The 21,244-nt window shown below is 65.0% G+C and carries 20 protein-coding genes; 12 read left to right on the forward strand and 8 right to left on the reverse strand.

Translation table 11 applies throughout. From position 1 onward, the window contains the following. Positions 1 to 9: 9 nt before the first annotated feature. Complete coding sequence (locus ACSC1Y_RS15935; protein WP_435335933.1) at positions 10 to 1,038, reverse strand: ABC transporter ATP-binding protein; 1,029 nt, start codon at positions 1,036 to 1,038, stop codon at positions 10 to 12. 166 nt (positions 1,039 to 1,204) lie between these two features. Between ACSC1Y_RS15935 and ACSC1Y_RS15940 the strand changes: the two genes are divergently transcribed. The 4 genes from ACSC1Y_RS15940 (at position 1,205) to ACSC1Y_RS15955 (ending at position 5,508) form a co-directional block, all read left to right on the forward strand. Continuing rightward, the gene (locus tag ACSC1Y_RS15940) at positions 1,205 to 2,416 is read left to right on the forward strand and encodes a cation:proton antiporter (protein ID WP_435335934.1); all 1,212 of its coding nucleotides are present in this window, start codon (positions 1,205 to 1,207) and stop codon (positions 2,414 to 2,416) included. Between the two features lie 171 nt (positions 2,417 to 2,587). Beyond that, the gene (locus ACSC1Y_RS15945; protein ID WP_435335935.1) at positions 2,588 to 2,965 is read left to right on the forward strand and encodes a CBS domain-containing protein; all 378 of its coding nucleotides are present in this window, start codon (positions 2,588 to 2,590) and stop codon (positions 2,963 to 2,965) included. Positions 2,966 to 3,037: 72 nt separating this feature from the next. Then, positions 3,038 to 4,306: a threonine synthase gene (gene thrC, locus ACSC1Y_RS15950; protein WP_435335936.1), complete on the forward strand. Its 1,269-nt coding sequence runs from the start codon at positions 3,038 to 3,040 to the stop codon at positions 4,304 to 4,306. Beyond that, positions 4,303 to 5,508 (forward strand): M20 family metallopeptidase, encoded by a 1,206-nt coding sequence (locus ACSC1Y_RS15955; RefSeq protein ID WP_435335937.1) that lies wholly within the window; start codon positions 4,303 to 4,305, stop codon positions 5,506 to 5,508. Before thrC ends, ACSC1Y_RS15955 begins: the two co-directional genes overlap by 4 nt. Before the next feature lie 83 nt (positions 5,509 to 5,591). Here the strand turns inward: ACSC1Y_RS15955 and ACSC1Y_RS15960 are convergent, their stop codons facing one another. Beyond that, positions 5,592 to 6,254 carry a helix-turn-helix domain-containing protein gene (locus tag ACSC1Y_RS15960; protein ID WP_435335938.1) on the reverse strand — a complete coding sequence of 221 codons (663 nt, stop codon included), beginning with the start codon at positions 6,252 to 6,254 and terminating at the stop codon, positions 5,592 to 5,594. Between the two features lie 89 nt (positions 6,255 to 6,343). Here ACSC1Y_RS15960 and ACSC1Y_RS15965 point away from each other — a divergent pair, with 89 nt between their 5' ends. Continuing rightward, positions 6,344 to 6,931 carry a methyltransferase family protein gene (locus ACSC1Y_RS15965; protein ID WP_435335939.1) on the forward strand — a complete coding sequence of 196 codons (588 nt, stop codon included), beginning with the start codon at positions 6,344 to 6,346 and terminating at the stop codon, positions 6,929 to 6,931. Positions 6,932 to 7,015: 84 nt separating this feature from the next. Next, positions 7,016 to 7,843: an LLM class flavin-dependent oxidoreductase gene (locus ACSC1Y_RS15970; RefSeq protein WP_435335940.1), complete on the forward strand. Its 828-nt coding sequence runs from the start codon at positions 7,016 to 7,018 to the stop codon at positions 7,841 to 7,843. Between the two features lie 201 nt (positions 7,844 to 8,044). Here ACSC1Y_RS15970 and ACSC1Y_RS15975 read toward each other — a convergent pair whose 3' ends face one another. Beyond that, positions 8,045 to 8,242 carry a hypothetical protein gene (locus ACSC1Y_RS15975; RefSeq protein WP_435335941.1) on the reverse strand — a complete coding sequence of 66 codons (198 nt, stop codon included), beginning with the start codon at positions 8,240 to 8,242 and terminating at the stop codon, positions 8,045 to 8,047. On the opposite strand from ACSC1Y_RS15975, the gene ACSC1Y_RS15980 reads away from it, so the two are divergent. After that, positions 8,232 to 8,726, forward strand: a complete 495-nt coding sequence (locus tag ACSC1Y_RS15980; RefSeq protein WP_435335942.1) for a COG4315 family predicted lipoprotein — start codon at positions 8,232 to 8,234, stop codon at positions 8,724 to 8,726. The two genes, ACSC1Y_RS15975 and ACSC1Y_RS15980, sit on opposite strands and share 11 nt — an antisense overlap. Before the next feature lie 701 nt (positions 8,727 to 9,427). Here the strand turns inward: ACSC1Y_RS15980 and ACSC1Y_RS15985 are convergent. Next, positions 9,428 to 10,012: a hypothetical protein gene (locus ACSC1Y_RS15985; RefSeq protein WP_435335943.1), complete on the reverse strand. Its 585-nt coding sequence runs from the start codon at positions 10,010 to 10,012 to the stop codon at positions 9,428 to 9,430. Positions 10,013 to 10,315: 303 nt separating this feature from the next. On the opposite strand from ACSC1Y_RS15985, the gene ACSC1Y_RS15990 reads away from it, so the two are divergent. Further along, positions 10,316 to 10,507 (forward strand): hypothetical protein, encoded by a 192-nt coding sequence (locus ACSC1Y_RS15990; protein WP_435335944.1) that lies wholly within the window; start codon positions 10,316 to 10,318, stop codon positions 10,505 to 10,507. 225 nt (positions 10,508 to 10,732) lie between these two features. Further along, positions 10,733 to 11,563 (forward strand): phosphosulfolactate synthase, encoded by an 831-nt coding sequence (locus ACSC1Y_RS15995; RefSeq protein ID WP_435335945.1) that lies wholly within the window; start codon positions 10,733 to 10,735, stop codon positions 11,561 to 11,563. Between the two features lie 130 nt (positions 11,564 to 11,693). Here ACSC1Y_RS15995 and ACSC1Y_RS16000 read toward each other — a convergent pair whose 3' ends face one another. Both ACSC1Y_RS16000 and ACSC1Y_RS16005 read right to left on the reverse strand, forming a co-directional pair. Then, complete coding sequence (locus ACSC1Y_RS16000; protein ID WP_435335946.1) at positions 11,694 to 11,885, reverse strand: hypothetical protein; 192 nt, start codon at positions 11,883 to 11,885, stop codon at positions 11,694 to 11,696. Between the two features lie 132 nt (positions 11,886 to 12,017). Beyond that, positions 12,018 to 13,025: a succinylglutamate desuccinylase/aspartoacylase family protein gene (locus tag ACSC1Y_RS16005; protein ID WP_435335947.1), complete on the reverse strand. Its 1,008-nt coding sequence runs from the start codon at positions 13,023 to 13,025 to the stop codon at positions 12,018 to 12,020. 275 nt (positions 13,026 to 13,300) lie between these two features. Here ACSC1Y_RS16005 and ACSC1Y_RS16010 point away from each other — a divergent pair, with 275 nt between their 5' ends. The 3 genes from ACSC1Y_RS16010 to gdhB all read left to right on the forward strand — a co-directional run bounded on the left by ACSC1Y_RS16010 (position 13,301) and on the right by gdhB (position 17,412). Further along, a complete protein-coding gene (locus tag ACSC1Y_RS16010; protein ID WP_435335948.1) occupies positions 13,301 to 14,668 on the forward strand; it encodes a nicotinate phosphoribosyltransferase in 1,368 nt (455 codons plus the stop codon). A 258-nt stretch (positions 14,669 to 14,926) separates the two neighbouring features. After that, positions 14,927 to 16,105, forward strand: coding sequence for a M24 family metallopeptidase (locus ACSC1Y_RS16015; protein ID WP_435335949.1), 1,179 nt, complete (start codon positions 14,927 to 14,929; stop codon positions 16,103 to 16,105). 2 nt (positions 16,106 to 16,107) lie between these two features. After that, positions 16,108 to 17,412 carry a glutamate dehydrogenase GdhB gene (gene gdhB / locus ACSC1Y_RS16020; protein ID WP_435335950.1) on the forward strand — a complete coding sequence of 435 codons (1,305 nt, stop codon included), beginning with the start codon at positions 16,108 to 16,110 and terminating at the stop codon, positions 17,410 to 17,412. Between the two features lie 97 nt (positions 17,413 to 17,509). On the opposite strand, the gene ACSC1Y_RS16025 is transcribed toward gdhB, so the two are convergent. Together ACSC1Y_RS16025 and ACSC1Y_RS16030 are read right to left on the reverse strand one after the other, a co-directional pair. Then, complete coding sequence (locus tag ACSC1Y_RS16025) at positions 17,510 to 17,920, reverse strand: DUF5518 domain-containing protein (RefSeq protein WP_435335951.1); 411 nt, start codon at positions 17,918 to 17,920, stop codon at positions 17,510 to 17,512. 141 nt (positions 17,921 to 18,061) lie between these two features. Beyond that, positions 18,062 to 21,238, reverse strand: a complete 3,177-nt coding sequence (locus tag ACSC1Y_RS16030; RefSeq protein WP_435335952.1) for an FAD-binding and (Fe-S)-binding domain-containing protein — start codon at positions 21,236 to 21,238, stop codon at positions 18,062 to 18,064. Between the last annotated feature and the right edge of the window lie 6 nt (positions 21,239 to 21,244).

Below are 21,244 nucleotides of genomic sequence, written 5' to 3' on the forward strand. Positions count from 1 at the left end.
ACTCGCGGGTCATCTGTCGCCCCGGCCCGTCATTTCGAGGAAGGCCTCCTCGAGGTCGGGCGTGACCGTCTCTATCGCGTCGATGGTGACACCGTGCACCCGGAGGAGGTCCGCGAGGTCGTAGAAGCCGTCGGAGTCGGTCGCGACCTCGATCTCTGTCTGTCCGTCGTACTGGCGGACGTCGGTCACGTCGAAACTCGAGTGGATGGCGTCGAGCGCGGCATCGTCGACGTTCGGACTCGACACGCGGAAGCCTCGCGTTTCGAACCCGCGGAGGAGCGTCGCGACGGTATCGTCGGCGATGATTCGCCCCTGGCTCATGATGATGACCCTGTCGCAGACGTCCTCGATGACGTCCATGTCGTGACTGGAGACGACGACGGTCAGACCGCGCTCGGCGACGATTCGGCGCAGCTCTCGCCGGAGTTTGAACGAGCTCTCGACGTCCAGGCCGAGCGTCGGTTCGTCGAGGAAGACCACGTCCGCGTCGGTTGCCAGGACGCTCGCCAGCGACACCTTCTGCTTCATCCCGCGCGACAGCTCACGAACGGGCGTGTCGGCGTAGTCGGCGAGGTCGAGCTGTTCGAGCAGGCGCTCGTGGCGGTCGGCCACCGAATCCGGCTTGACGCCGCTGATAGTCGCGAAGTACCGCAGGTTCTCCCGGACGGTCAGTCGCCAGTAGTCGTTACGCGCCCCTTCGAGCATGGCGTCCACGTGGCGGTACGCTCGCCGCGGGTCGGCGTGAACGTCGATGCCGTTTATCCGGACCGTGCCGGCATCGGGGAGTACCATCCCGAGTATGGACTTTATGGTCGTGGTCTTGCCGGCGCCGTTCGGACCGAGAAGTCCGACGACCGACCCCGCTTCGACCGTGAACGAGACGTCGTCGATCGCGGTGATGGCCTCGTCACCGCGCCCGAAGACCTTGGTGAGTCCCTCGACGACGATGGCTGGTGTCGACGGCGTCTCTGCGTCTGGGTTCGACCGGTCCCGCATCGCTGTCTCACCACGTACCCGCCTGCCGGACTGGCTCTCCATCGTCACGTGATACGTCGCCGAGTAGCAAAAACACCGGTCACGCCGTACCCTTCTGCAAACTGCCGTACGTAGACAGTGCAGTTCAGCGAACCTTATCAGTCGGGCGACCGTTCGATAATCGGAACAGGAATCTGAGATGTCGTCGACCGTCCCACTCCATACTGCGATGCAGGTCGTCGTTTTCGTAGCGCTGCTACTGGCCGTCGCACGGGGACTCGGGACGTTAACTGAGCGAGTCGGGCTCACCCGCGTGGTCGGCGAGCTCGGAACGGGATTCGTCCTCGGGCCGTCGATACTCGGTCACTTGGTGCCACAGGTCTACGACCAGCTCGCCCCGACGGGCGCGTCACCACTGGTGGGCGAACTTTCGTTACTCGGGCTGGTGTTTCTACTCACGCTGGCTGGTCTCGAGACCGACGTCGACCTCGTCCGGTCGCACGCTCGCGACGTGGTCGCCATCGGGTCAGCCGGGCTCATCTCCCCGTTCGTCCTTGGCCTCGCGCTCGGGCTGATCATTCCGAACTCCCTGCTGACGGGTGAGACACCGCGGTTGGTGTTCGCCCTCTTCCTCGCGACGTCGGTGTGTATCTCTGCCATCCCGGTGATCGTCCGAATCCTGATCGATCTGGACAGCTATACCAGCCCGTTCGGCCAGCGGACGGTCGCGATAGCGATGTACACCGACGTAGTGGGGTGGCTTCTGTTGAGCGTGGTGGTTGGACTGGCCCGCAACGGCGGACTCGACGTCGGAGCGCTCGCCACCGTGGTACTTACGCTCGGGGGCTTTCTGCTTGGAGCCGCCCTCCTCGGCCAGCGCGTCATCGATGCGATCCTCTCCCGCCTGTCCGAAGACGACGCCCGTGGCCACCTCGTCGTGATTGTCGCCGCGGCGGTGGGTGGAAGTGCTCTCACGCACGCTATCGGCGTCGAACCAGCGCTCGGTGCGTTCGTAATCGGGCTTCTGTTCGCACGGGCCGGCAGTGTCCCCGAGACGGCCCGGGCGATGTTCGAACGGATGACTCTGGGCGCGTTCGCACCGGTGTTCTTCGGCATCGCCGGGGTGAGCGCCGACCTCGGGCTGTTGTTCGACCCTGTCGTGGCCGTGGTCGGGGTGGCGACTCTGGTCATCGCGACCGTCGGAAAGATTGGGGGGGTCTCCCTGGCGGCGTCGTGGCTCGGGTACGACCGAACGGAGGCGGTCGAGATGGGAATCGGCCTGAACGCCCGCGGTGCTATCGAGATCGTCATCGCGACGGTCGGACTCGAGACGGGTATCCTGACGCCTCGGATGTACACCGTCGTGCTGCTGGTCGCTGTCGTGACATCTGCGATGACACCACCGCTCCTGCGGCGGACACTCTCAGAGAGTTCGGGGTAACCGATATACGGCCGTCGTCGCTTTCGCGACCGAAGTCCGTCTCCCGTTTCCAGTGACAGATATATTTGAATCGGTATCGATATCGGCAACTCGACCCCGGTGAGTTCGACCAGGCAAGTATTGTCGTCTTCCCAGAGTGGTTACAAGTGCTATGCGTCAACACATAACACAATGGGTTCGAACGAGAGACCGACCGTCGAAGACGTGATGTCATCGCCGCTCGAAACGATCTCCCCGGACGCGACGGTGATGGAAGCCACCCAGGCGATGCGTGAGAACGAGTTCAACGCCCTGGTCGTCGCCCCACACACGCCACGGGCCATCATCAGCAGCACGGACGTCCTCGATGCCGTGGCGGACGGACGCGACATTAGCGAACTGAAGGTCTCTGACGTGATGACGACGGACGTCGAGACCGCGTCGCCGGACCTGTACATGGAGGAGGTCGCAGCGATGATGACCGCCTACGGTATCAAACACCTCCCGGTCGTCGACGACGACTACGTGGGGATGATCTCCTCGACGGACGTCACCGCCCACCTCTCCTGAACGAGCGGTGCGACGACGAGCGCGTCGTTCGCGGGGGTACACTGAAGCCCGTGGTTCGTGTGGTCTACGCACATGACGCTCGACCACGTCGACACGCTCGAATGTACGCTGTGTGGGGAGACGTACGACCCGGAACAGGTCGTCTACACCTGCCCGAACCACGACGGGGTAGCCGGTATCCTGGAGGTTCAGTACGACTACGACGTCATCGTCGACCGGTTCGACGCCGAGCTCGACGGGAACATCGAGAGCCAGTGGAAGTACCGCGACTTCCTCCCCGTGGATACGGACGCGACGCCTGTGACGCTCGACGAGGGTGGGACGCCCCTGGTCGACGCCCCGCGGCTGGGCGACGAACTCGGGGTCGACGTTCGCGTCAAGAACGACGGCGTGAACCCGACGGGCTGCTTCAAGGACCGCGCGACCAGCGTCGCAGTCACCAAGGCCCGCTACGCCGGTCGAGACGTCGTGACCTGCGCGTCGACGGGGAACGCCGCGGCCTCCCTGGCGGGCTACGCGGCACGAGGTGGCCTCGACTGTCGCATCTTCGTTCCGGCTGCCGCGCCGGAGGGGAAGCTCGTCCAGCCGAGGGTCTACGGGGCCGACGTCCTCGCCGTCGAGGGGAGCTACGACGAGGCGTACGACCTGAGTCTCGAGGTGACACAGGAATACGGCTGGTACAACCGGAACGCCGCCATCAACCCGTTCCAGATCGAGGGCAAACGGACGGTCGGCCACGAGCTGGCGGAACAGACCCGGGGAGAGATCCCCGACTGGGTCGTCTTCTCGATGGGCGACGGCTGTACCATCGCCGGCTGCTGGAAGGGGCTCAGGGAGTTCGCCGAACTGGACTTCGTCGACGACACGCCGAAGATGCTCGGGGTCCAGCCCGAGGGTGCGAGCGCCATCCACGACGCCTTCCACGAGCACGATGACGTCGACACCGTGGCGGACACGCTCGCCGACGCGGTCGCCGTCGGGCGGCCACGGAACACGCTGAAGGCCTGTCGCGCACTGGAAGAGAGCGGCGGGACCGCCCTCACCGTCTCCGACGAGGAGATCCTCGATGCCGAGACGCTCCTCGGACGCACCGAGGGTATCTACGCCGAACCGGCAGGTGCCGCACCGGTCGCGGGTATCCGGAAGGCACGGGAACGGGGTATCATCGAGGCCGACGAGTCCGTCGTCACCGTCGTGACCGGCTCCGGACTGAAGGATACGGCGGGCGCGAAGCGAGCGGTCGGGCCCGTGACCGACATCACGCCGTCACTGGACGACGTCGCGGCCCACTACGGCACGCCCGCTGGCGAGGCTGGTCAGGACCCGAGAGGTGGACGATGAGCGCTCACGGAGGGGAGTCACCGCAGTTCCCGACCGAGCTACCCGCGCTCGCCTCGGCACTCGTCCGCATCGAGTCCGAGAACCCGCCGGGGAACGAGCGAGCCTGCGCCGAGTACGTTCACGAGTGGTTCGTCCACCACGGTATCGACGCGACGCTCGTCGACGAGCCAGACCCGTCGCGGCCACAGGTCGGCGCACGTGTCGGCGAGGGCGGACCGACGCTCGTGTTGAACGGCCATCTCGACGTCGTGCCGGCCGGCGACTCCGACGAGTGGACCCACGACCCCTACGGCGGCGTCGTCGAAGACGGTCGCCTCTACGGTCGCGGAAGCGTGGACATGAAAGCCGGCGTCGCCATCGCCATGCTAACGGCGTACGAGCTGCGGGAGGCTGTCGAGTCGGGCGAACTCGACGGCTCCATCGTCGTTCACGCTGCGATGGGTGAGGAGACCGGCGACCCGGGAACGAAGGCGCTCCTCGAGGCTGGCTTCGACGGCGACTACGGCGTCGTCCTCGAACCGACCGAACTGCGGGTCGCGACGAGCGAGAAGGGGATGGCGTGGTACGAGATAGCGTGGCCGGGCGAGCCGTCGCACGCGAGCCGACCCGACGAGGGCCACAACCCCATCCCGGCGTTCCAGCCCGTCCTCGCGGCCATCGACGCGTACGATGCACGCCTCCGAGACCGGACCGACCCACTCTGTGGCCAGGCGTACGCCACCGTCACGCAGGTGGGTGCCGGAGCCGGTGCGAACAAGGCCGTCCTCCCCGACGAGGCGACGTTGACCCTCGACCGTCGAATCCTCCCGGACGAGTCGCTCGAGGACGTGGACGCCGAGGTCGCGGAACTCGTCGCCGAACTCGAACGCGAGCACGGCATCCCGGCCCGTTGGGAACGCCACGAGACCTACTCGTCGGCCGCGATACCGGTCGATCACCCGCTCGCCGAGGTATTCCGCGATCAGACGAAGGCGGTCGCCGATGTCTCCACCGACCCGTGGGGCATCGAGGCGTCGACCGATGTCCGCAACTTCATCAACGACGCCGGCATCCCCGCCATCACCTGGGGGCCGGGGAGCCTGGCACAGGCGCACACCGTCGACGAGTTCATCGAACTCGATGCCGCCGAGACGGGGATGGAGATACTCGAACGAGCTGCTCGCCAGCTTCTCACCGAATCGGCGGATTCACCGCCAGCATGATTCTGTCTGCAGGCCCGCAGGTCGCCGCGTTCGACACGACGGTCGGTCCAGTGACCGTCACGGTGGACTGTCCACTGCCCGGTTCATGATGGACGGTCAACTACCTGGTTCATGACTTCGCGTTCCATTTTCCGGAGATGTTCAGCGGCCGTGCTCGTACTGACGCCGAGTTCGGCCGCCACCTCACCGACGGTGCCGGTTCGAGGTGACTCGTAGTAGCCACAGTCTACCGCAGCGCGAAGCGCGTCTCGCTGCCGTCTGGTGAGCGACGCTGCAGGCCCCGCGGCCTGCCTACGGAAGGGTCCGACGGCACGAACCTCGAGCATGTCGGATTCTGGAAAAGATTCCAGTACGGCGTCGATATCTCCTGAAGTGCCCACGAGCGTCACGTCGACGGTCCGGTCCTGGTTGTAGCGGATCGGCGGCACGACGACCAGCGTCCCCTGGGCGAACGCGTCGACGTAGGGTCCATCCCGTGCGGTGAGTCGCTCGCGCACACAGCAGTCGAACAGTCCCGAATCGACGGGGGCGATGGAGAAGTCGAGGGCTTCTTCGCGACGTTCCAGCTGGTCCCGGTAAACCTCGGCGTCGCCCCACACCCGGAACACCAGAGCGTTCGTCTCACCGAGAGACGGGTTCCAGTACCGGAGTTCCGAGCCGTGGAAGTCGTCGTGCTCGACCTCGAACGCGTGCATCGGATGAATGCTGGACTCGGTGTGGCTCACCCGAACTTCCAGATAGTGCATAGTGATTGATGCGTCACAGCTGTAGTAAAAACCTACCCCACCCGTGAGGCCGAACGACCTTCATCTATGGGTTCTTACATGAAAATGGCATGCTCCACCCCGAACTGACGCTCGTCCTCTTCGGCGTCGGCGGCCTCGCAGCGGGCGGGGTCTACACCATCTTGCTCGTCACCCTCCTCACCGACCGCCGGCTCTGGCCACCGGGAGAGAAATCGCCGGCGTACTACCTCCATTGGGCGTTCGTTAACGTCTTCAACGTCTGCTTGCTTGGCGTGGCGATTCTGGACTGGGACACCTGGGTGCTTCCACGCGGCGTCCTGCCGGTCGTCGGCGCGGCCCTCGCAGGCGTCGGCATCGTAATCTTTGTGACGGGCGCGAGAGCCATGGAGAAAGACGAGACGATGGGGGTGACCGGCGACCTCTACACCGAGGGCGCCTACGCCTACAGCCGGAACCCACAGTACGTGGGGATGTTGATCGGGCTCGTCGGATTTACCCTGCTTTGTAACTCGGCCCTCGTCGCAGTCCTCGCGGGTGCCCACTTCGGCTGGGTGTTGCTCCTGCCCCGTGCGGAGGAGCCACATCTCGCATCGGTCTATGGGACCGAATATCGCTCGTACAGACGTCGAACGCCACGGTTCGTCGACGGGCGGACGGTTCGACGGCTGCTTCGGTAAGACTTCTCTCGCGGTCGACCCTCCCACCGTCGCCATGTCTCTTCATGAGACATCACTATATGTCGTCAGCCACTTATATGCGATATGAAACACGGGGTGTGGCTAACGGACAGTGCTGCGGTCGGAATAGACCGACTCGTTGAGTTCGGCGTCGAAGCGGAGGCCGCCGGCTGGGACGGCGTGTTCGTCAGCGATTCGCTCCCCTACTCGAACTATCCCGATCCCTGGGTGCTCCTCGCTGGAATTGCGGCACGGACCCAGGACATCGCGCTCGGGACCTGGGTCGTGCCCGCACCGCGACGACACCCCTGGCAGCTCGCCCAGGAGGTCGCGACCCTCGACCAGCTATCGGACGGACGGGTGCTGTTCGGGGTCGGCATCGGGAATACCGAGGACTACGAAGCGTTCGGACAGCCCGTCGACGCAAGAGAGCGCGGCGCGATCCTCGACGAGACGCTCGATATCGTGACCGGGCTCTGGTCCGGCGAGCCGTTCAGCTACGACGGTGAGCACTTCACCCTCGTCGATGCGGAAGTTCACCCCACGCCGGTCCAGCAGCCCCGGGTCCCCATCCTCGCCGGCGGCTGGTGGCCGAACAAGAAACCGTTTCACCGGGGGGCCCGCTGGGACGGAATAATGCCCTACTTCCCGTCACTCGTCGCCGAGGGGACCGGCCCGCACGGTGAGGTCGCATCCGGTGCGCCGCGAGAGGAGATGCGTGCCGCACTCGAGTACTACCACGATATCGCAACTACCCCCGGTCAGATTCTTGTGCCCCGTCTCTCGTCGATGCCCGGACCGGAGAACGTCGCGTTCTGTGAGGAACTCGGCGTGACGTGGATTCTCACGACCGAGCTAGGGGACGATGCCGAAACCGTCCTCGAGACGATTCGTGCGGGACCGCCCCGCTGAGAAACAGTCGCGAACCCATCCACTCTGACCGGATGGAACTCCGGCCTCCTGTGGCACCATCACCTGTCGAAGGACGTCGCGAATAATCCGACTTTACCGCGCATGTAACTGGTTTATACTTATGTTGTCATGTGCGCTCCAGGTTGGTATGGCAGGAAATGAAAATTCCCCCAACGAAGAACCGAATCAGTCCTCCAAACCTCAGACATCGGACACAGTCAAAATAAGTACTAGAAGGACGCTCCTCGCCGGCGTTGGTACCAGTATCGCTCTCGGCACCGCCGGCTGTCTCGGTGGCAACGTCAGGAACTCCACGACGACGACAACGAAGAAGACGACGACCACCGACGGCACCGAGACGGACGTTTCGACGACCACCGACGGCACCGTGACGACCACTGACGGTACCGAGACGACCACTGACGGTACCGAGACGACCACCGACGGTACCGAGACGACCACAGACGGGACCGAGACGACCACTGACGGGACCGAGACGACGGACCCGTCGGGAGAAAACGCGCTCGTGCAGGTTCGTTCCGTAGAGCAGTACGGTGGCATCCTCGTCGACGCCGATGGGATGTCACTCTACATGTTCGACAATGACACGAAGGACTCGGGTGAGAGCGCCTGCTACGACTCGTGTGCGGGGAACTGGCCCCCGTTGCTCGCGGGGTCGGCGGACGAGCAACTGGTCGCCGGTAGTGACGTCTCGGCGTCGCTCTCGTCGTTCGAGAGAGAGGACGGAGAGAGACAGGTCTCTATCGCAGGGTGGCCGCTCTACTACTACGTCGGGGACCAGAACCCCGGTGACGTGACCGGACAGGGTGTCGGTGACGTCTGGTGGCTCCTCAGTCCGGACGGCACGCCGATCCGGGACTGAACTCGGAACGAACACCCGGCCCCGAGCCGGTAGGCCAGGTCTACCTCTCGAATGTTCTCTGGGGTCGATTCATCTCGGTATGACGTCTTACCTACCACTCATCCTCACTCTTTCTGTGCCACCATCCGAAAGCACTGCTTTCCTCTAACACGACCCGGGGCTCGTCATCAACGGGGACCTCTTCGGACTCTAGGAGTTCACCAGACTGGAGGACATCGAGAAGCTCGAAACGCTCACCGCACACTACGGGGAGCTGTTCGAACAGTTCCGCGAGACCGGCGACATATCCAGATAACCCTCCTTCCAGCAGCCACAGTACCGAGTTGGCGGCGACCCCCCGGGTACGTGAGCCGATTCGCGGAGTACAACATCGACCTGTGCAACGAACTCCACCTCGTCAGGATGCTGTCGAACTACTACCGCGAGATGAGCCCGTTCCTCCGGTACGCATCGTTGCCGTTCCTGTTGCTGTTCGACCTCACGCTGGTCTGGCTCGTCGGGGCCACGCTGGAACGCTTCGGGATTCTCCAGATGCAACCGTTTCTCGACCCGGAACTGTTCAGCCAATTCGGAATCGCGACGGTCATCATCGTCGTGTCGATGACCACGATGACCATCGCAGCACAGACGACCAGCATGGGCGTCCAGTACGCGAACCGTTCTCCGAAGACTCCGCGGAGAGTCGGTGTCGGGTTGTGCCTTCATACCTGGTCCTCAGCGAAGGTGCCCTCAGCGACGGGTTCTTCTCGCGCAGGAGACAGTGCAACGGCGATCTTCGAGACGCCGACGACTGCGAACCCGACGCCGAATAGCAGTCCGAACACCCAGGCTGTGTTGCCCGGCCATCCGGTAACGAGGAGCGTCGCCAGCGTGACGAGCGCGATACCCGAGAGCCGCTTGTTCCGGGCCTCCGCGACGTCGTCCCCGAACCCGGACAGGAACCGAGCGATTCCCGTGACGGCGTACAACAGTGCCAGCAGCGTCGCCAACCTGGTCTGTCCGAACGGGACGGTCAGGAGTGCGAACCCGACGAGCAGGTAGCCGGTCGTCTCGCCGAGCGCCACGAGTCCGTCTCGCAGGTTCTCCTTCTGTCTCGCCTCGCCGGCCATCACGGCGCTGGCCGCGAGGAAGGCGATACCGAGCCAGAACCTGACGATACCACCAGCCAGGCTCGGCATCGCCGCGACGAAGACGCCGATGCCGACGAGGATGATACCGGCGGCGAGCTGAAGCCGCTGTCGTTCAACCGTACTAGCCGCCAGTCCCCCCGCCGCGTTGGTGGCCATGAGTTTTCACAGTGAATAGGGGCCAGTGTCGCATGAGGTTCGTCTCGCCTGCCGTGACAGCTCATCCGGCTGGACTCATCCGGCCCCTGGAAACCCGGTTCTCCCCCGGTCGATTCGAGTCGTTTTCGCCTCGATGTTCCGAACCGCGTGCTGGTGCGTGTTCGTCGGTCCGTGCGGAGTACCTTCGTCGGTATGTCCGGGGTGCTTCGAACGACGTTCGCCCCGATTTCAGGGTATCTGACACACACTTTCTCGCGGTCGTGAAGTCGAACAATTATATCGTTCCGTTGTTAATATCTGTCCATGGACGAACGCGAACGCGGCCGCATTCGAGGTTCGATGTTCTTGCTCACGGGTATCGTGACCGCCGGGCTCGGAGCCTATCTCCTGTTCGTCCCGGAAGTACTGGACAGACTCCATCCGATGCCACTGCTGGTCTTGTTGATAGTGACGATACTCATCTCATTCCATCGGGCGTTCGAACTGCTCCACTGAAAATCGAGGGCCTGTTCCAGTTCTGTTATATCCGTAGGTAGCCGGTCAGTTGTTCTAATATAGGGTAGATGTGATATGATGGTGCTGGTGCAACAGGTGAAGACCGCTAAACGAACCCAAATCACAGGGTTGGTGGTCTATCCCGGAAGGCCAGTTCGGTTGCGCCCAACAAATCACACCCTGGACAATAAATAAATGTTGTCGTGTCGAAGTACTGTCTGGAACATGCCGCTCGATAACCGAGCCTTCGACTTCCTGCAGGTCAACGACCGACCGGACAAGCCGCGAGAACGGGGGATAACCGAGATACGCGGTCCGTACTACGACCCGATGGGTCCGCGCGAACTCCGCGACATCCTCGAGACGATGGGCCACTACGTCGACATCTACAAGTTCTCGGGTGGATCGTTCGCACTGATGCCCGAGGACTCTGTCCGCGAACTCATCTCCATCTGTCACGAGTTCGACGTTATGGTGTCGACGGGGGGATTCATCGAGAACGTTCTCGTCAGGGACCACGACCACGTCGAAGACTACGTGACCGAAGCGGCCGACCTCGGCTTCGATATCGTCGAGGTCTCCTCGGGTTTTCTCGCTATCGACACCGACGACATGGTCGCGCTGACGGAACTCGTCCAGTACCACGGTCTGAAGGCCAAACCGGAGATAAACGTACAGTTCGGTGCCGGCGGCGCCTCCAGCGTCGAAGAACTCGAGAGCGAGAGCGCCATCGACCCTGCCAGCGCGATCGCGGCCGCGAAACGGCATCTCGACGCCGGCGCCTACAAGATCATGGTCGAGTCGGAGGGTATCACCGAACGGGTCCGCGACTGGCGGACCGACGTCGCCTTCGAGATAGCGAACGAAGTCGGCTTCGAGAACTGCGTCTTCGAGGCCGCCGACCCGCAGGTGTTCGAGTGGTACATCAAGCAGTTCGGCCCGAACGTGAACCTGTTCGTCGACAACTCCCAGATAGTCGAGTGCGAGTGCATGCGGTCGGGACTGTGGGGCAAGAAGTCGAGCTGGGGCCGTATCGCGTCGTACAGTCGGGACTGAGCGCTAGTTGAACGCCGGATGGTGGCTGAGTACCATTTCAGGGCGTTCGGAACGATGTGTCAGCGCCGCCGACGAGTACCGACCGCAGCGTTCATCCACTGCCTTCTCCTCCGCGTCTTCTCACACCGAGTTAGCGCGAAGATGCCGATCTCGAACGCGTCCCCAGCACGAGTCCCGCCAGAACCGTGTACGTCGTCGCCTGGGCCGGAGACACCGCCCGGACGACGATTGCAGCGAACGCGAGCGCGATTGCGAAGAACAGCGTGCCTAGCATTGCGCCGGTTATCATCGAGTCAGGGATTCCCTCTCTTCGGTCCTTCATGTACAGTATAGGACCCGGACGAGGGTATACCTTCATCTGATTGGCATGGATGCACAAGGAATCCGCATTCTTTCACCGACCGGAAGCGGATGCTCGGTGGTTCGAGGCCACCAGCCCGTAACTGGGGAGTTCTCAGGGACGCCTCGATCCCTCGATGGCGCGGCGCGTGTCTTCACCGACGCCCACCAGGTGACAGATGGGATTGCCCGGATAGACGACTGGGTTCTCCAGCACGCCGACGACGAGGCCGGTGAACGGGGCGGTCACCACGATCCGCGTCTCGTTGAACGGGTTCGTGATGCGACAGAGCCTGTCGCCTTCCTCGACGACTGAGCCACTCTCGGCGGTCATCTCTACGATTCCGCCGTCGTCGGCCCGTATCCAGCGCTTCTTGTCGGTGTTGCCGATGATGACTCGCCAGCCGGGCCAGTGGACGTCGCGCTGGGGGTGGAGTCCGAACTCTGCGAACACGCTCTTGACCCCGGCGACGCCCGTCTCGATAGGGTCGCGCTGGAACCGCTTCGCCTCTCCCATCTCGACCGTGATGGTCGGAATGCCGTCCTCCGTCGCGACGCGTCGGAGCGAACCGAGCGGCCCGCGTTCGTCGAACACCACGTTCGCCGCGAACGAGAGCGCCAGTCGGTCGACCCCGCTGTGCAGGTCAGCGCGGACGTGGACCAGGTTGGTTCGGCCCCGTGTCGACGTGTGGAAGTCGATACCGAAGTCACAGCGCCGGATGAACGTCTCGTAGAGGGCCGCAGCGATTCGCTCCGCCGCCGTGCCGGTACTGTCGCCCGGGAACGACCGATTCAGGTCGCTGTCGTCGAGTGGTATGTACCGTTCCTGCGCGTTGAAGCCCGGGACGTTGGCGACGTGGATGCACACCAGCGTCCCGTGGAGGTTCCCCTGTCCGAACTCGTCTGCGACCCGACGGACCACCTCGACGCCGTTCAGCTCGTCACCGTGGAGCGCCGCCGTGAGGAAGACGACCGGCCCCGGATTCCGTCCGTGGACGAGCGTGACGGGGACCGTGACGGAATCGCTCAGATACGTCTCCGAGATCTCGTAGCGCAGATGGACACGCTCGCCAGGTGCGACGGTCTCGCCGGCGCATTCGAAGGGCTTCGCTGGACTCTCCATGGCCTGTACTACGCCAGGAACGAGCAAAAGGTCAGCCCGGCCGGGCCGGTTCGGGGGCATGGAGACAGGTCGCTGCGACGGTAGCTGCCGGATTCGTGGATATAGGATTCGTATGCACGGGTCCCCTGCCACTATGGGAACCAGTTCCTCGCCAGCGCGGCGGGCAGTAGCACGTCGTCAGTTGTTACCCCACGATTCGAAATCCTCCTCCGTGGGGAAACAGCTCGTGGCCTGGCGCGAGACTTTCTCTCCTGGCGGCGTACCTTCCTCTACAGATGGCACCACCGCGATTCGGGTACGTCACCCCGGAGACGCTCGGGCTGTTCACCGACCGGTACGAGTTGACCATGATGCAGGGCTACCTCGCGAGCGGACACAACCCGACCGCGACGTTCAGTCTCTACTTCAGGGACTTCCCGCCGTCGCGGGGGTACGCCATCGCCGCGGGACTGGAACAGGTCCTTCACGCCGTCGATACCCTGCAGTTCGATGACCGTGCACTCGCACACCTCGCAGACGAAGGGTTCGACGACGAGTTCCTCGACGCCCTCGCCGACTTCTCGTTCTCGGGGGAGATCCGGGCGCTTCCGGAGGGGACGCCCGTCTTCCCGAACGAGCCGCTCCTGGAGGTGACGGCACCCATCTTCGAGGCTCAGCTCCTCGAGACGTTCACCATCAACCAGGTCGGGTTCCAGACGCTGGTCGCGACGAAGGCGCGTCGGATGCGGGACGTCGTCGACCGCTCCGGCGACGGGCAGTCGCTCGTCGACTTCGGTTCGCGGCGGGCGCACGGAACCGACGCCGGGATGAAAGCGGCGAGGGCCGCCTACATCGGCGGGTTCGACGGCACGTCGAACGTCGCGGCGGGCGAGGCGTTCGATATCCCCACTTACGGGACGATGGCGCACTCGTGGATACAGAGCTTCCCGAGCGAACGCGCGGCGTTCGCGGCGTTCCTCGACATGTACGGCGCGGACAGCGTCCTCCTCGTCGACACCTACGACACCGTCGCGGGTGCTCGACTCGCGAAGCACGTGGCCGACGAACGTGGAGTGGCTCTCGGCGGAGTCAGGCTCGATTCGGGCGACCTCGTCGCGCTCTCGAACGCGGTACGCGAGGCCATCGGCGACGTGGACATCTTCGTCTCCTCCGGTATCGACGAGTACGCTATCTGGTCGTTCCTCGCGGACGGCGGCGTGGCCACCGGGTTCGGTCCGGGGACTGCGCTCACGACGAGCGACGACCACACCTCGCTCGATACGGTCTACAAACTCGTCGCGATCGAACGTGACGGTGTGATGGCGCCCACGATGAAGCTCTCGGCAGGGAAGGTGACCTACCCTGGCCAGAAGAGCGTCCGTCGCCTCGTTCGCAATGGGCGTGCTATCGAGGACGTCATCGGCCTCCGCGGTGAGCCGGGAGCCGGCGAAGAGCTTCTGAGTACCGTCGTCGAGGCGGGTCGACTTGTCGACCCGGTCCCGCCGCTGGCGGACGTTCGTGAGCGGGCGCTCACCCAGCTCCGAGATTTCGACCTCGGTCACCGGGACCTGACCGCCCCCGAACCGTACACCGTCCGCACGAGCGAGGAACTCGACGCGGTGACGGCATCTGTTCAACGGTCGCTGCGACGGCGCACGTCCTGAGAGGGTCCAGCCCGGGTCCCAGCCTCACATCGACGGCTTGCGAGTCGAACTGTGAAGGAACGTGGCAGCCCAGCATTCCATTCACACTGGCTGGTAACACTGTCCGGCGACACTGCACGACCACCTGACCGACCCCTCCGTCGATGCCCCGAGGAACCAGGGCGGAGGTATCGACGAGCCCGATGGACCGGACTCGTATCTAGTGCACACAAAAAACTATTTACACCATCTTTCCGACTATTCAAGGGAGAGGCTAGCATGCCCAGAGCCGTATTCGATAGTAGCGAGTATGAGCGGCGAATCGCCCGGACGAAAGAGCGGATGGCAGAGCGGGGTCTCGACGCCCTGTTCGTGAGCGATCCGGCGAACATGAACTACCTCACGGGCTACGACGGCTGGTCGTTCTACGTCCACCAGGGCGTCGTCGTCACCCAGGACCGCGACGAACCCATCTGGGTCGGCCGTGAGATGGACGCGAACGGGGCGCGCGCGACGACGACGCTCGCTGAGGAGAACATCCGACCCTACAGCGACGACCACGTGCAGTCGCCGGTCGACCTGCACCCGATGGACTTCGTCGCGACGGTGCTCGACGACGTCGGCGTCGCGGATGGCCGTGTTGGCCTCGAGATGGACGCCTACTACTTCACCGCCAAGTCCTACACACGCCTCCAGAAGAACCTGCCGGAGGCGACGTTCGAGGACACGACGCTCCTCGTGAACCGTGTCCGTATCAAGAAATCGGACGCCGAGCTCGAGTACATGCGCCAGGCCGCACGCATCTCCGAGAACGCGATGCAGGCCGGACTCGACGCCATCGAGGAGGGCGTCCCCGAGTACGAAGCCGCCGAAGCCATCTACTCGACGCTCATCGACGGGACCGAGGACTACGGTGGGGACTACCCCTCCATCGTCCCCCTGATGCCGTCGGGCGACCACACCGGAACGCCGCACCTGACCTGGACCGACCGCGAGTTCGAGGACGGCGACCCCGTCATCATCGAGCTCTCGGGCTGCCGCCACCGCTACCACTCACCGCTCGCGCGGACGACGTACGTCGGCGACCCGCCGGCGGAGATGCAAGAGCGAGCCGAGATCGTCGTCGAGGGCATGGAGGCCGCGCTCGACGCCGTCGAACCCGGCGTGACCTGCGAGGCCGTCGAGAAGGCCTGGCGTGAGACCATCGCCGAGTACGGCATCGAGAAGGAGGACCGCATCGGCTACTCGATGGGGCTGGGCTATCCGCCGGACTGGGGTGAGCACACGGCCAGCCTCCGGCCCGGCGACGAGACGGTCCTCGAGGAGAACATGACGTTCCACACCATCCCGGGCCTGTGGTTCGACGACTTCGGCGTCGAGCTGAGCGAGACGTTCGTCGTCACGAAGAACGGGGCCGAGCCGCTCGCCGACTTCCCGCGAACGCTGTTCAGTACGTGACCATGTCGAAGCAGACCACCACCGAGACCGGCGCTGACGCAGCAGCGGACGGCGACGCCACGGAACCGGAGTCCGCTCTCGCCAACGCTCGTCGCCAGCTCGAACGCGCCGCGGCACACGTCGACGTCGACTCGGGCGTCATCGAGCGGCTGAAGCACCCGACGAAGCTCCAGCAGGTGTCCGTTCCCCTCCGCCGTGACGATGGCTCGCTCGAGGTTTTCACCGGCTTCCGCGCCCAGCACGACGACGTCCGCGGCCCCTACAAAGGCGGTATCCGCTTCCACCCGCACGTGAACGCCGAGGAGTGCATCGGCCTCTCGATGTGGATGACCTGGAAGTGCGCGGTGATGGACCTCCCGTTCGGCGGGGGCAAGGGCGGTGTCGCGGTAGACCCGAAGACCCTCTCGGAGGAGGAACGCGAGCGGTTGACCCGTCGTCTGGCCGAGGAGCTCCGCGACGTCGTCGGCCCGAAACAGGACGTTCCCGCCCCGGACATGGGGACCGGGCCGCAGGAGATGGCGTGGTTCATGGACGCCTACTCGATGCAAGAGGGCGAGACGATGCCGGGCGTCGTTACGGGCAAGCCGCCGGTCATCGGTGGCTCCTACGGCCGCGAGGAGGCCCCCGGCCGGTCGGTCGCCATCATCACCCGCGAGGCCATCGACTACTACGACTGGGACATCGAGGACACGACCGTCGCCGTGCAGGGCTTCGGTTCCGTCGGTGCCAACGCCGCACGTCGCCTCGACGAGTGGGGCGCGAAGGTCGTCGCCGTCTCCGACGTCGACGGCGCGATCTACGACGAAAACGGGCTCGACACGCAGGACGTCGAAGGGCACGACGAGCGCCCCGGCATGGTCTCGGGCTACGATGCCCCCGAGTCGCTGTCGAACGAGGAGCTGCTCGAGCTCGACGTCGACGTTCTCATCCCGGCTGCCATCGGGAACGTCATCACCCAGGAGAACGTCGACGACATCCAGGCAGACCTCATCGTCGAAGGGGCGAACGGCCCGACGACGTTCGCCGCGGATACCATCCTCGAAGAGCGCGGCGTCCCGGTCGTCCCGGACATCCTCGCGAACGCGGGCGGCGTGACCGTCTCCTACTTCGAGTGGCTCCAGGACATCAACCGCCGGAAGTGGTCGCTGGACCGTGTCCACGAGGAGCTGGAAGACGAGATGCTGAAGGCGTGGAACGCCGTCAGGGACGAGGTCGACGCGCGGGACCTCTCGTGGCGTGACGCCGCATACGTCGTCGCGCTCACTCGAATCGGCACCGCGAAAGAGACGCGCGGACTCTGGCCCTGAGGGTCGACGGTACGTTCTCGTTCTCTTCTTTCGGACCGTCCGGTAGCGAGGGTGCATGAACGAAAGAACAGCTGACCGGTCGGTTCGACAGACCGTATCAGGCTGCGGGACGCTTGGTATCCATCGGCTTCTCACGCTCGATCATGCCACCGATGAATCCGCCGAGGGTGGCCGGAATCGCGGCGAGGGCGATGAGCACGAGTGCGGCGAGGGCGACGCCCGCCGTTGCGAATATGCCCCCTAGCGAGAGCGTGACTATCGAGACGGCGAGTCCGAGGGCGACCAGCAGGGTGACCATGATGAGTGCACCGATGGAGCCAGCGAGGAATCCGTTCCACGCGCCGTTCTTCGAACCGCTGTGTGCAGTGTAACCAGCGACCAAACCCCCGATGATTCCAGCGACGCCGGCGCCGAGGAACGAGAGCTGTTCGACGTACGCACCGAGTAAGCCGAGCACGACGATTGTCACGAATCCGAGCGCGACTGCGCGCCAGTTGGTATCGACCATGAGAGGAGTACGTGCGCGGCGGGCTTAACCACCAGAGAGGATTGGCTGAGGATATCAATCTCAGCTGAAATCACAGTGACATCGTCGCCGACTGCGGGGCGAAGGAACTCCAGCGACGAGGGTACGAAGCGACGAGCCTCGCTACCGGAGCACTTCGTCGACCTTCTCGATGGGATGTGGCGGCTCGGGGGCGTCGTCGTCACGGTCGCCGAGCTGGGTCCGACAGGACGCACCGGGGGCGACCACGACGTCGCCCTCGCTGTCGTCGACCTGGTCGAACAGGATGTTCCCGATGGCCTTGCTCATCGAGAAGTGCTCGGCCTCGTAGCCGAACGACCCGGCCATGCCACAGCAGCCGGAGTCGAGGGGGTCGACCGCGTACCCGGCACGACGAAGGACGCCAACCGCGTGGTGGTCCTTCCGGGTGGCCTTCTGGTGGCAGTGGCCGTGGTAGGTCAGCTGTTCGTCGGAATCGGCCACGTCGAGGTCGTCGACGAGCCGGTTGGCGTCGAGGTACTCCATGATACCGTAGGTATTGCTCGCCACGGACTCGACGGTCGCCGGCGAGACGGCCGGCTCGTCTCCCGCGGTCTGTGCGCTCTCGACGTTGCCACCGAGCAGGTCGCGGTAGTCGGACTGGAGCATCACGGCGTCGGAGGGTTCGACGAGGACGACGTCCCAGCCGTCCGCGACGCGCGGGGCGAGTGCCGCGACGTTCGTCGCCGCCCGCTCGCGGGAGCGGTCGAGGAAGCCCTTCGAGTGGGCGGGACGGCCGGTCGAGGTCACGTCGTCGGGAATCGCGACGTGGACGCCGGCGGCTTCGAGGACGCGAACTGCCGCCTTGCCGGCGGCGGGGTGGTTGTAGTTCGTGTAGGTGTCCGGGAACAGGAGCACCCGGTGGTCGGCCTCGGATTCCGAGACGCGACAGCCGCCGCGGCTCTCGAACCAGTCCTCGAGCGACTCCCGGTGGAACGTCGGGAGTGACCGTTCGCTGGCGATGCCGACCAGCCGCTCGGTGACCGCCCGGGCGCCTGGAACCTTCGCCGCCCAGTTCGACAGTGGCGCGAACGCCGACCCGAGTTCGTTGAGGAGGTCGACCTCGGCGAACAGGCGGTCGCGGAGGCTCGCACCGTGTTCCTGGTGGTGGGCGTGTTCGACCTCGGCCTTGAGCTTCGCCATGTCGACCTCGCTCGGACAGTCGCGCTTGCAGCCCTTGCAGCCGACGCAGAGGTCCATCACCTCGCGCATGAACTCGACGTCCTCGGCGTCGGCCGCGAGGTCGCCGCTCATCGCCTGTCGAAGCATGTTGGCGCGGCCACGAGTGGAGAGGCTCTCCTCGTCGGCGGCGCGGTAGGTCGGACACATCACGCCGCCGCGGTTCTCCTGGTCGCCGCGACAGCCGGCACAGCCGTGACAGAGTTCGGCCATCCCCTGGAAGCCGTTCGCCGTGTCCCAGTCGAGCGCGGGGTCGAACGACGGCTCGAACTCGTAGTCGGGGTCGAACCGGAGGTTCTCGGTCATGCTGACGGTCTCGGCCCGGGCGGGCGCGTCCGGGTCGTCGCGGCCGACGACCTGGCCGGGGTTCAACAGCCAGTCGGGGTCGAACGCCGTCTTGAGCTCCTGGAACGTGCTCCAGAGGTCGTCGCCGTACAGCTTCCGGTTCCACTGGGTCCTGGCGCGACCGTCACCGTGTTCGCCGGAGACCGAGCCGCCGACCTCGGTGACGAAGTCGGTGATCTCGTCGGCGATGGTCTCGAACGAGTCGAGCCCGTCGACCGTCTTTGTGTTGACGAGCGGGCGGACGTGGAGCACCCCCGGGCCCGCGTGGGCGTAGAAGCTGGTGTTCGCGTCGTGGTCGTCGATGACCTCGCGGAAGCGGTCGACGTACTCGGGGAGCTGTTCGGCCGGCACCCCGCAGTCCTCGATGAACGAGATGTGCTTCTCGTCGGTGGTCCGCGAGAGGAGGATTGGAGCGGCCGCCTTGCGCATCTTCCACAGGCCGGCGCGGTCGTCAGCGTCGTGTGCCTCGAGTGCGTCGAACGCTCGGGCATCCTCTGCGACTTGCACGCCCTCACTGGGCGTCGCCTCCGGCGTGACCGAGGGCGCACGCGTTGCCAGCAGGTCCGCGACCTGCTGACGCCCGTGTTCCTGGGAATCGGCGTAGAACTCGACGAGCAGGGCGCCGCGGGTCCCGTCCGGGAGCGACGCGGCGACGTCGTGGAACTCGGCCGTCTCGAGCGCCAGGTCGATGAGCACGTCGTCGATGAGTTCTACCGCGGCGGGCTCGTGTTCGAGTATCGGCGCGACGTCGGCCGCCGCGTCGAACACGTCCTCGTAGGTGAGCAGTGCGACCGCCTTCGTCTCGGGAATCGGTTCGAGCGAGACGGTCGCTTCGGTGACGACGGCAAGCGTGCCCTCGCTTCCGGCGAGCAACCGGGCGAGGTTGACCGTTCCGGGCTCGCTCTCGGGGTCGATACGGGACCCGTCGGCCGTCGATTTCTCGCCGCGGGCCTCGTCGAGCAGCATGTCGAGGTTGTAGCCGGAGACGTTACGCTTCAGGTCGGGATAGCGCTCGTCTATCTCGTCGGCTTCCTCGTCGAGTATCCGGACGATTTCGGTGTAGATGCGCGGGAGGAGGGTACTCTGTGGCCCGTCGTCGCCCCAGGCGGCTGCCTCGGGGTCGGCTTTCTCGCGCAGCTCGTCGACCGCTACCTCTCCGAACCGATGGACGGTCCCATCGGCGAGGACGACCTCGCACTCTTCGACGTAGTGGTCGGTCTTCCCGTAGACCAGCGAGTGCGCGCCGGTCGAATTGTTCCCGATGGCACCACCGAGGACGCTGCGATCGCCGGCGGCCGGGTCGGGGCCGAATTTCAGCCCGTGTTTGGCGGCGGTGGCGTTCAGGTCGGCGAGGACGGTCCCGGCCTGTGCGGTGGCCGTGGGTTCACCTTCGACGGGCTCCGGCTCGAGTGACTGCACCTCGTCCATGTATCGCGAGAGGTCGAGGACGACCGCCTCGTTGACCGCCTGGCCGGCGAGGCTGGTTCCGCCCCCCCGTGGCAGCACGGGTATCTCGCGGTCGGCGCAGTAGGAGACCACGTTCGCGACGTCTTCGGTCGTCTTCGGCATGACCACGCCGATGGGGAGCACCTCGTATGCCGAGGCGTCCGTCGCGTACAGCTGGCGGGTATACTCGTCGAACCGGACGTCGCCGTCGACGAGCCCGGACAGGTCGTCGACGAGTCCCTGCCGTTCGACGTCGCCGCCGGTGTACTCGTAGTCCGCACGCGGGTCGTCGGCCGGGTCCTGTATCGCCATCGGGTA

This window comes from Haloarchaeobius lipolyticus, from assembly GCF_051208015.1.
In the GTDB taxonomy this organism is placed as follows: domain Archaea; phylum Halobacteriota; class Halobacteria; order Halobacteriales; family Natrialbaceae; genus Haloarchaeobius.

What these genes read in the sequence shown, in the direction of transcription:
- ACSC1Y_RS15935 (WP_435335933.1), bottom strand. Translation starts at nt 1,038, where the DNA reads ATGGAGAGCCAGTCCGGCAGGCGGGTACGTGGTGAGACAGCGATGCGG.
- ACSC1Y_RS15940 (WP_435335934.1), top strand. Translation starts at nt 1,205, where the DNA reads ATGCAGGTCGTCGTTTTCGTAGCGCTGCTACTGGCCGTCGCACGGGGA.
- ACSC1Y_RS15945 (WP_435335935.1), top strand. Translation starts at nt 2,588, where the DNA reads ATGGGTTCGAACGAGAGACCGACCGTCGAAGACGTGATGTCATCGCCG.
- thrC (WP_435335936.1), top strand. Translation starts at nt 3,038, where the DNA reads ATGACGCTCGACCACGTCGACACGCTCGAATGTACGCTGTGTGGGGAG.
- ACSC1Y_RS15955 (WP_435335937.1), top strand. Translation starts at nt 4,303, where the DNA reads ATGAGCGCTCACGGAGGGGAGTCACCGCAGTTCCCGACCGAGCTACCC.
- ACSC1Y_RS15960 (WP_435335938.1), bottom strand. Translation starts at nt 6,254, where the DNA reads ATGCACTATCTGGAAGTTCGGGTGAGCCACACCGAGTCCAGCATTCAT.
- ACSC1Y_RS15965 (WP_435335939.1), top strand. Translation starts at nt 6,344, where the DNA reads ATGCTCCACCCCGAACTGACGCTCGTCCTCTTCGGCGTCGGCGGCCTC.
- ACSC1Y_RS15970 (WP_435335940.1), top strand. Translation starts at nt 7,016, where the DNA reads ATGAAACACGGGGTGTGGCTAACGGACAGTGCTGCGGTCGGAATAGAC.
- ACSC1Y_RS15985 (WP_435335943.1), bottom strand. Translation starts at nt 10,012, where the DNA reads ATGGCCACCAACGCGGCGGGGGGACTGGCGGCTAGTACGGTTGAACGA.
- ACSC1Y_RS15990 (WP_435335944.1), top strand. Translation starts at nt 10,316, where the DNA reads ATGGACGAACGCGAACGCGGCCGCATTCGAGGTTCGATGTTCTTGCTC.
- ACSC1Y_RS15995 (WP_435335945.1), top strand. Translation starts at nt 10,733, where the DNA reads ATGCCGCTCGATAACCGAGCCTTCGACTTCCTGCAGGTCAACGACCGA.
- ACSC1Y_RS16000 (WP_435335946.1), bottom strand. Translation starts at nt 11,885, where the DNA reads ATGAAGGACCGAAGAGAGGGAATCCCTGACTCGATGATAACCGGCGCA.
- ACSC1Y_RS16005 (WP_435335947.1), bottom strand. Translation starts at nt 13,025, where the DNA reads ATGGAGAGTCCAGCGAAGCCCTTCGAATGCGCCGGCGAGACCGTCGCA.
- ACSC1Y_RS16010 (WP_435335948.1), top strand. Translation starts at nt 13,301, where the DNA reads ATGGCACCACCGCGATTCGGGTACGTCACCCCGGAGACGCTCGGGCTG.
- ACSC1Y_RS16015 (WP_435335949.1), top strand. Translation starts at nt 14,927, where the DNA reads ATGCCCAGAGCCGTATTCGATAGTAGCGAGTATGAGCGGCGAATCGCC.
- gdhB (WP_435335950.1), top strand. Translation starts at nt 16,108, where the DNA reads ATGTCGAAGCAGACCACCACCGAGACCGGCGCTGACGCAGCAGCGGAC.
- ACSC1Y_RS16025 (WP_435335951.1), bottom strand. Translation starts at nt 17,920, where the DNA reads ATGGTCGATACCAACTGGCGCGCAGTCGCGCTCGGATTCGTGACAATC.
- ACSC1Y_RS16030 (WP_435335952.1), bottom strand. Translation starts at nt 21,238, where the DNA reads ATGGCGATACAGGACCCGGCCGACGACCCGCGTGCGGACTACGAGTAC.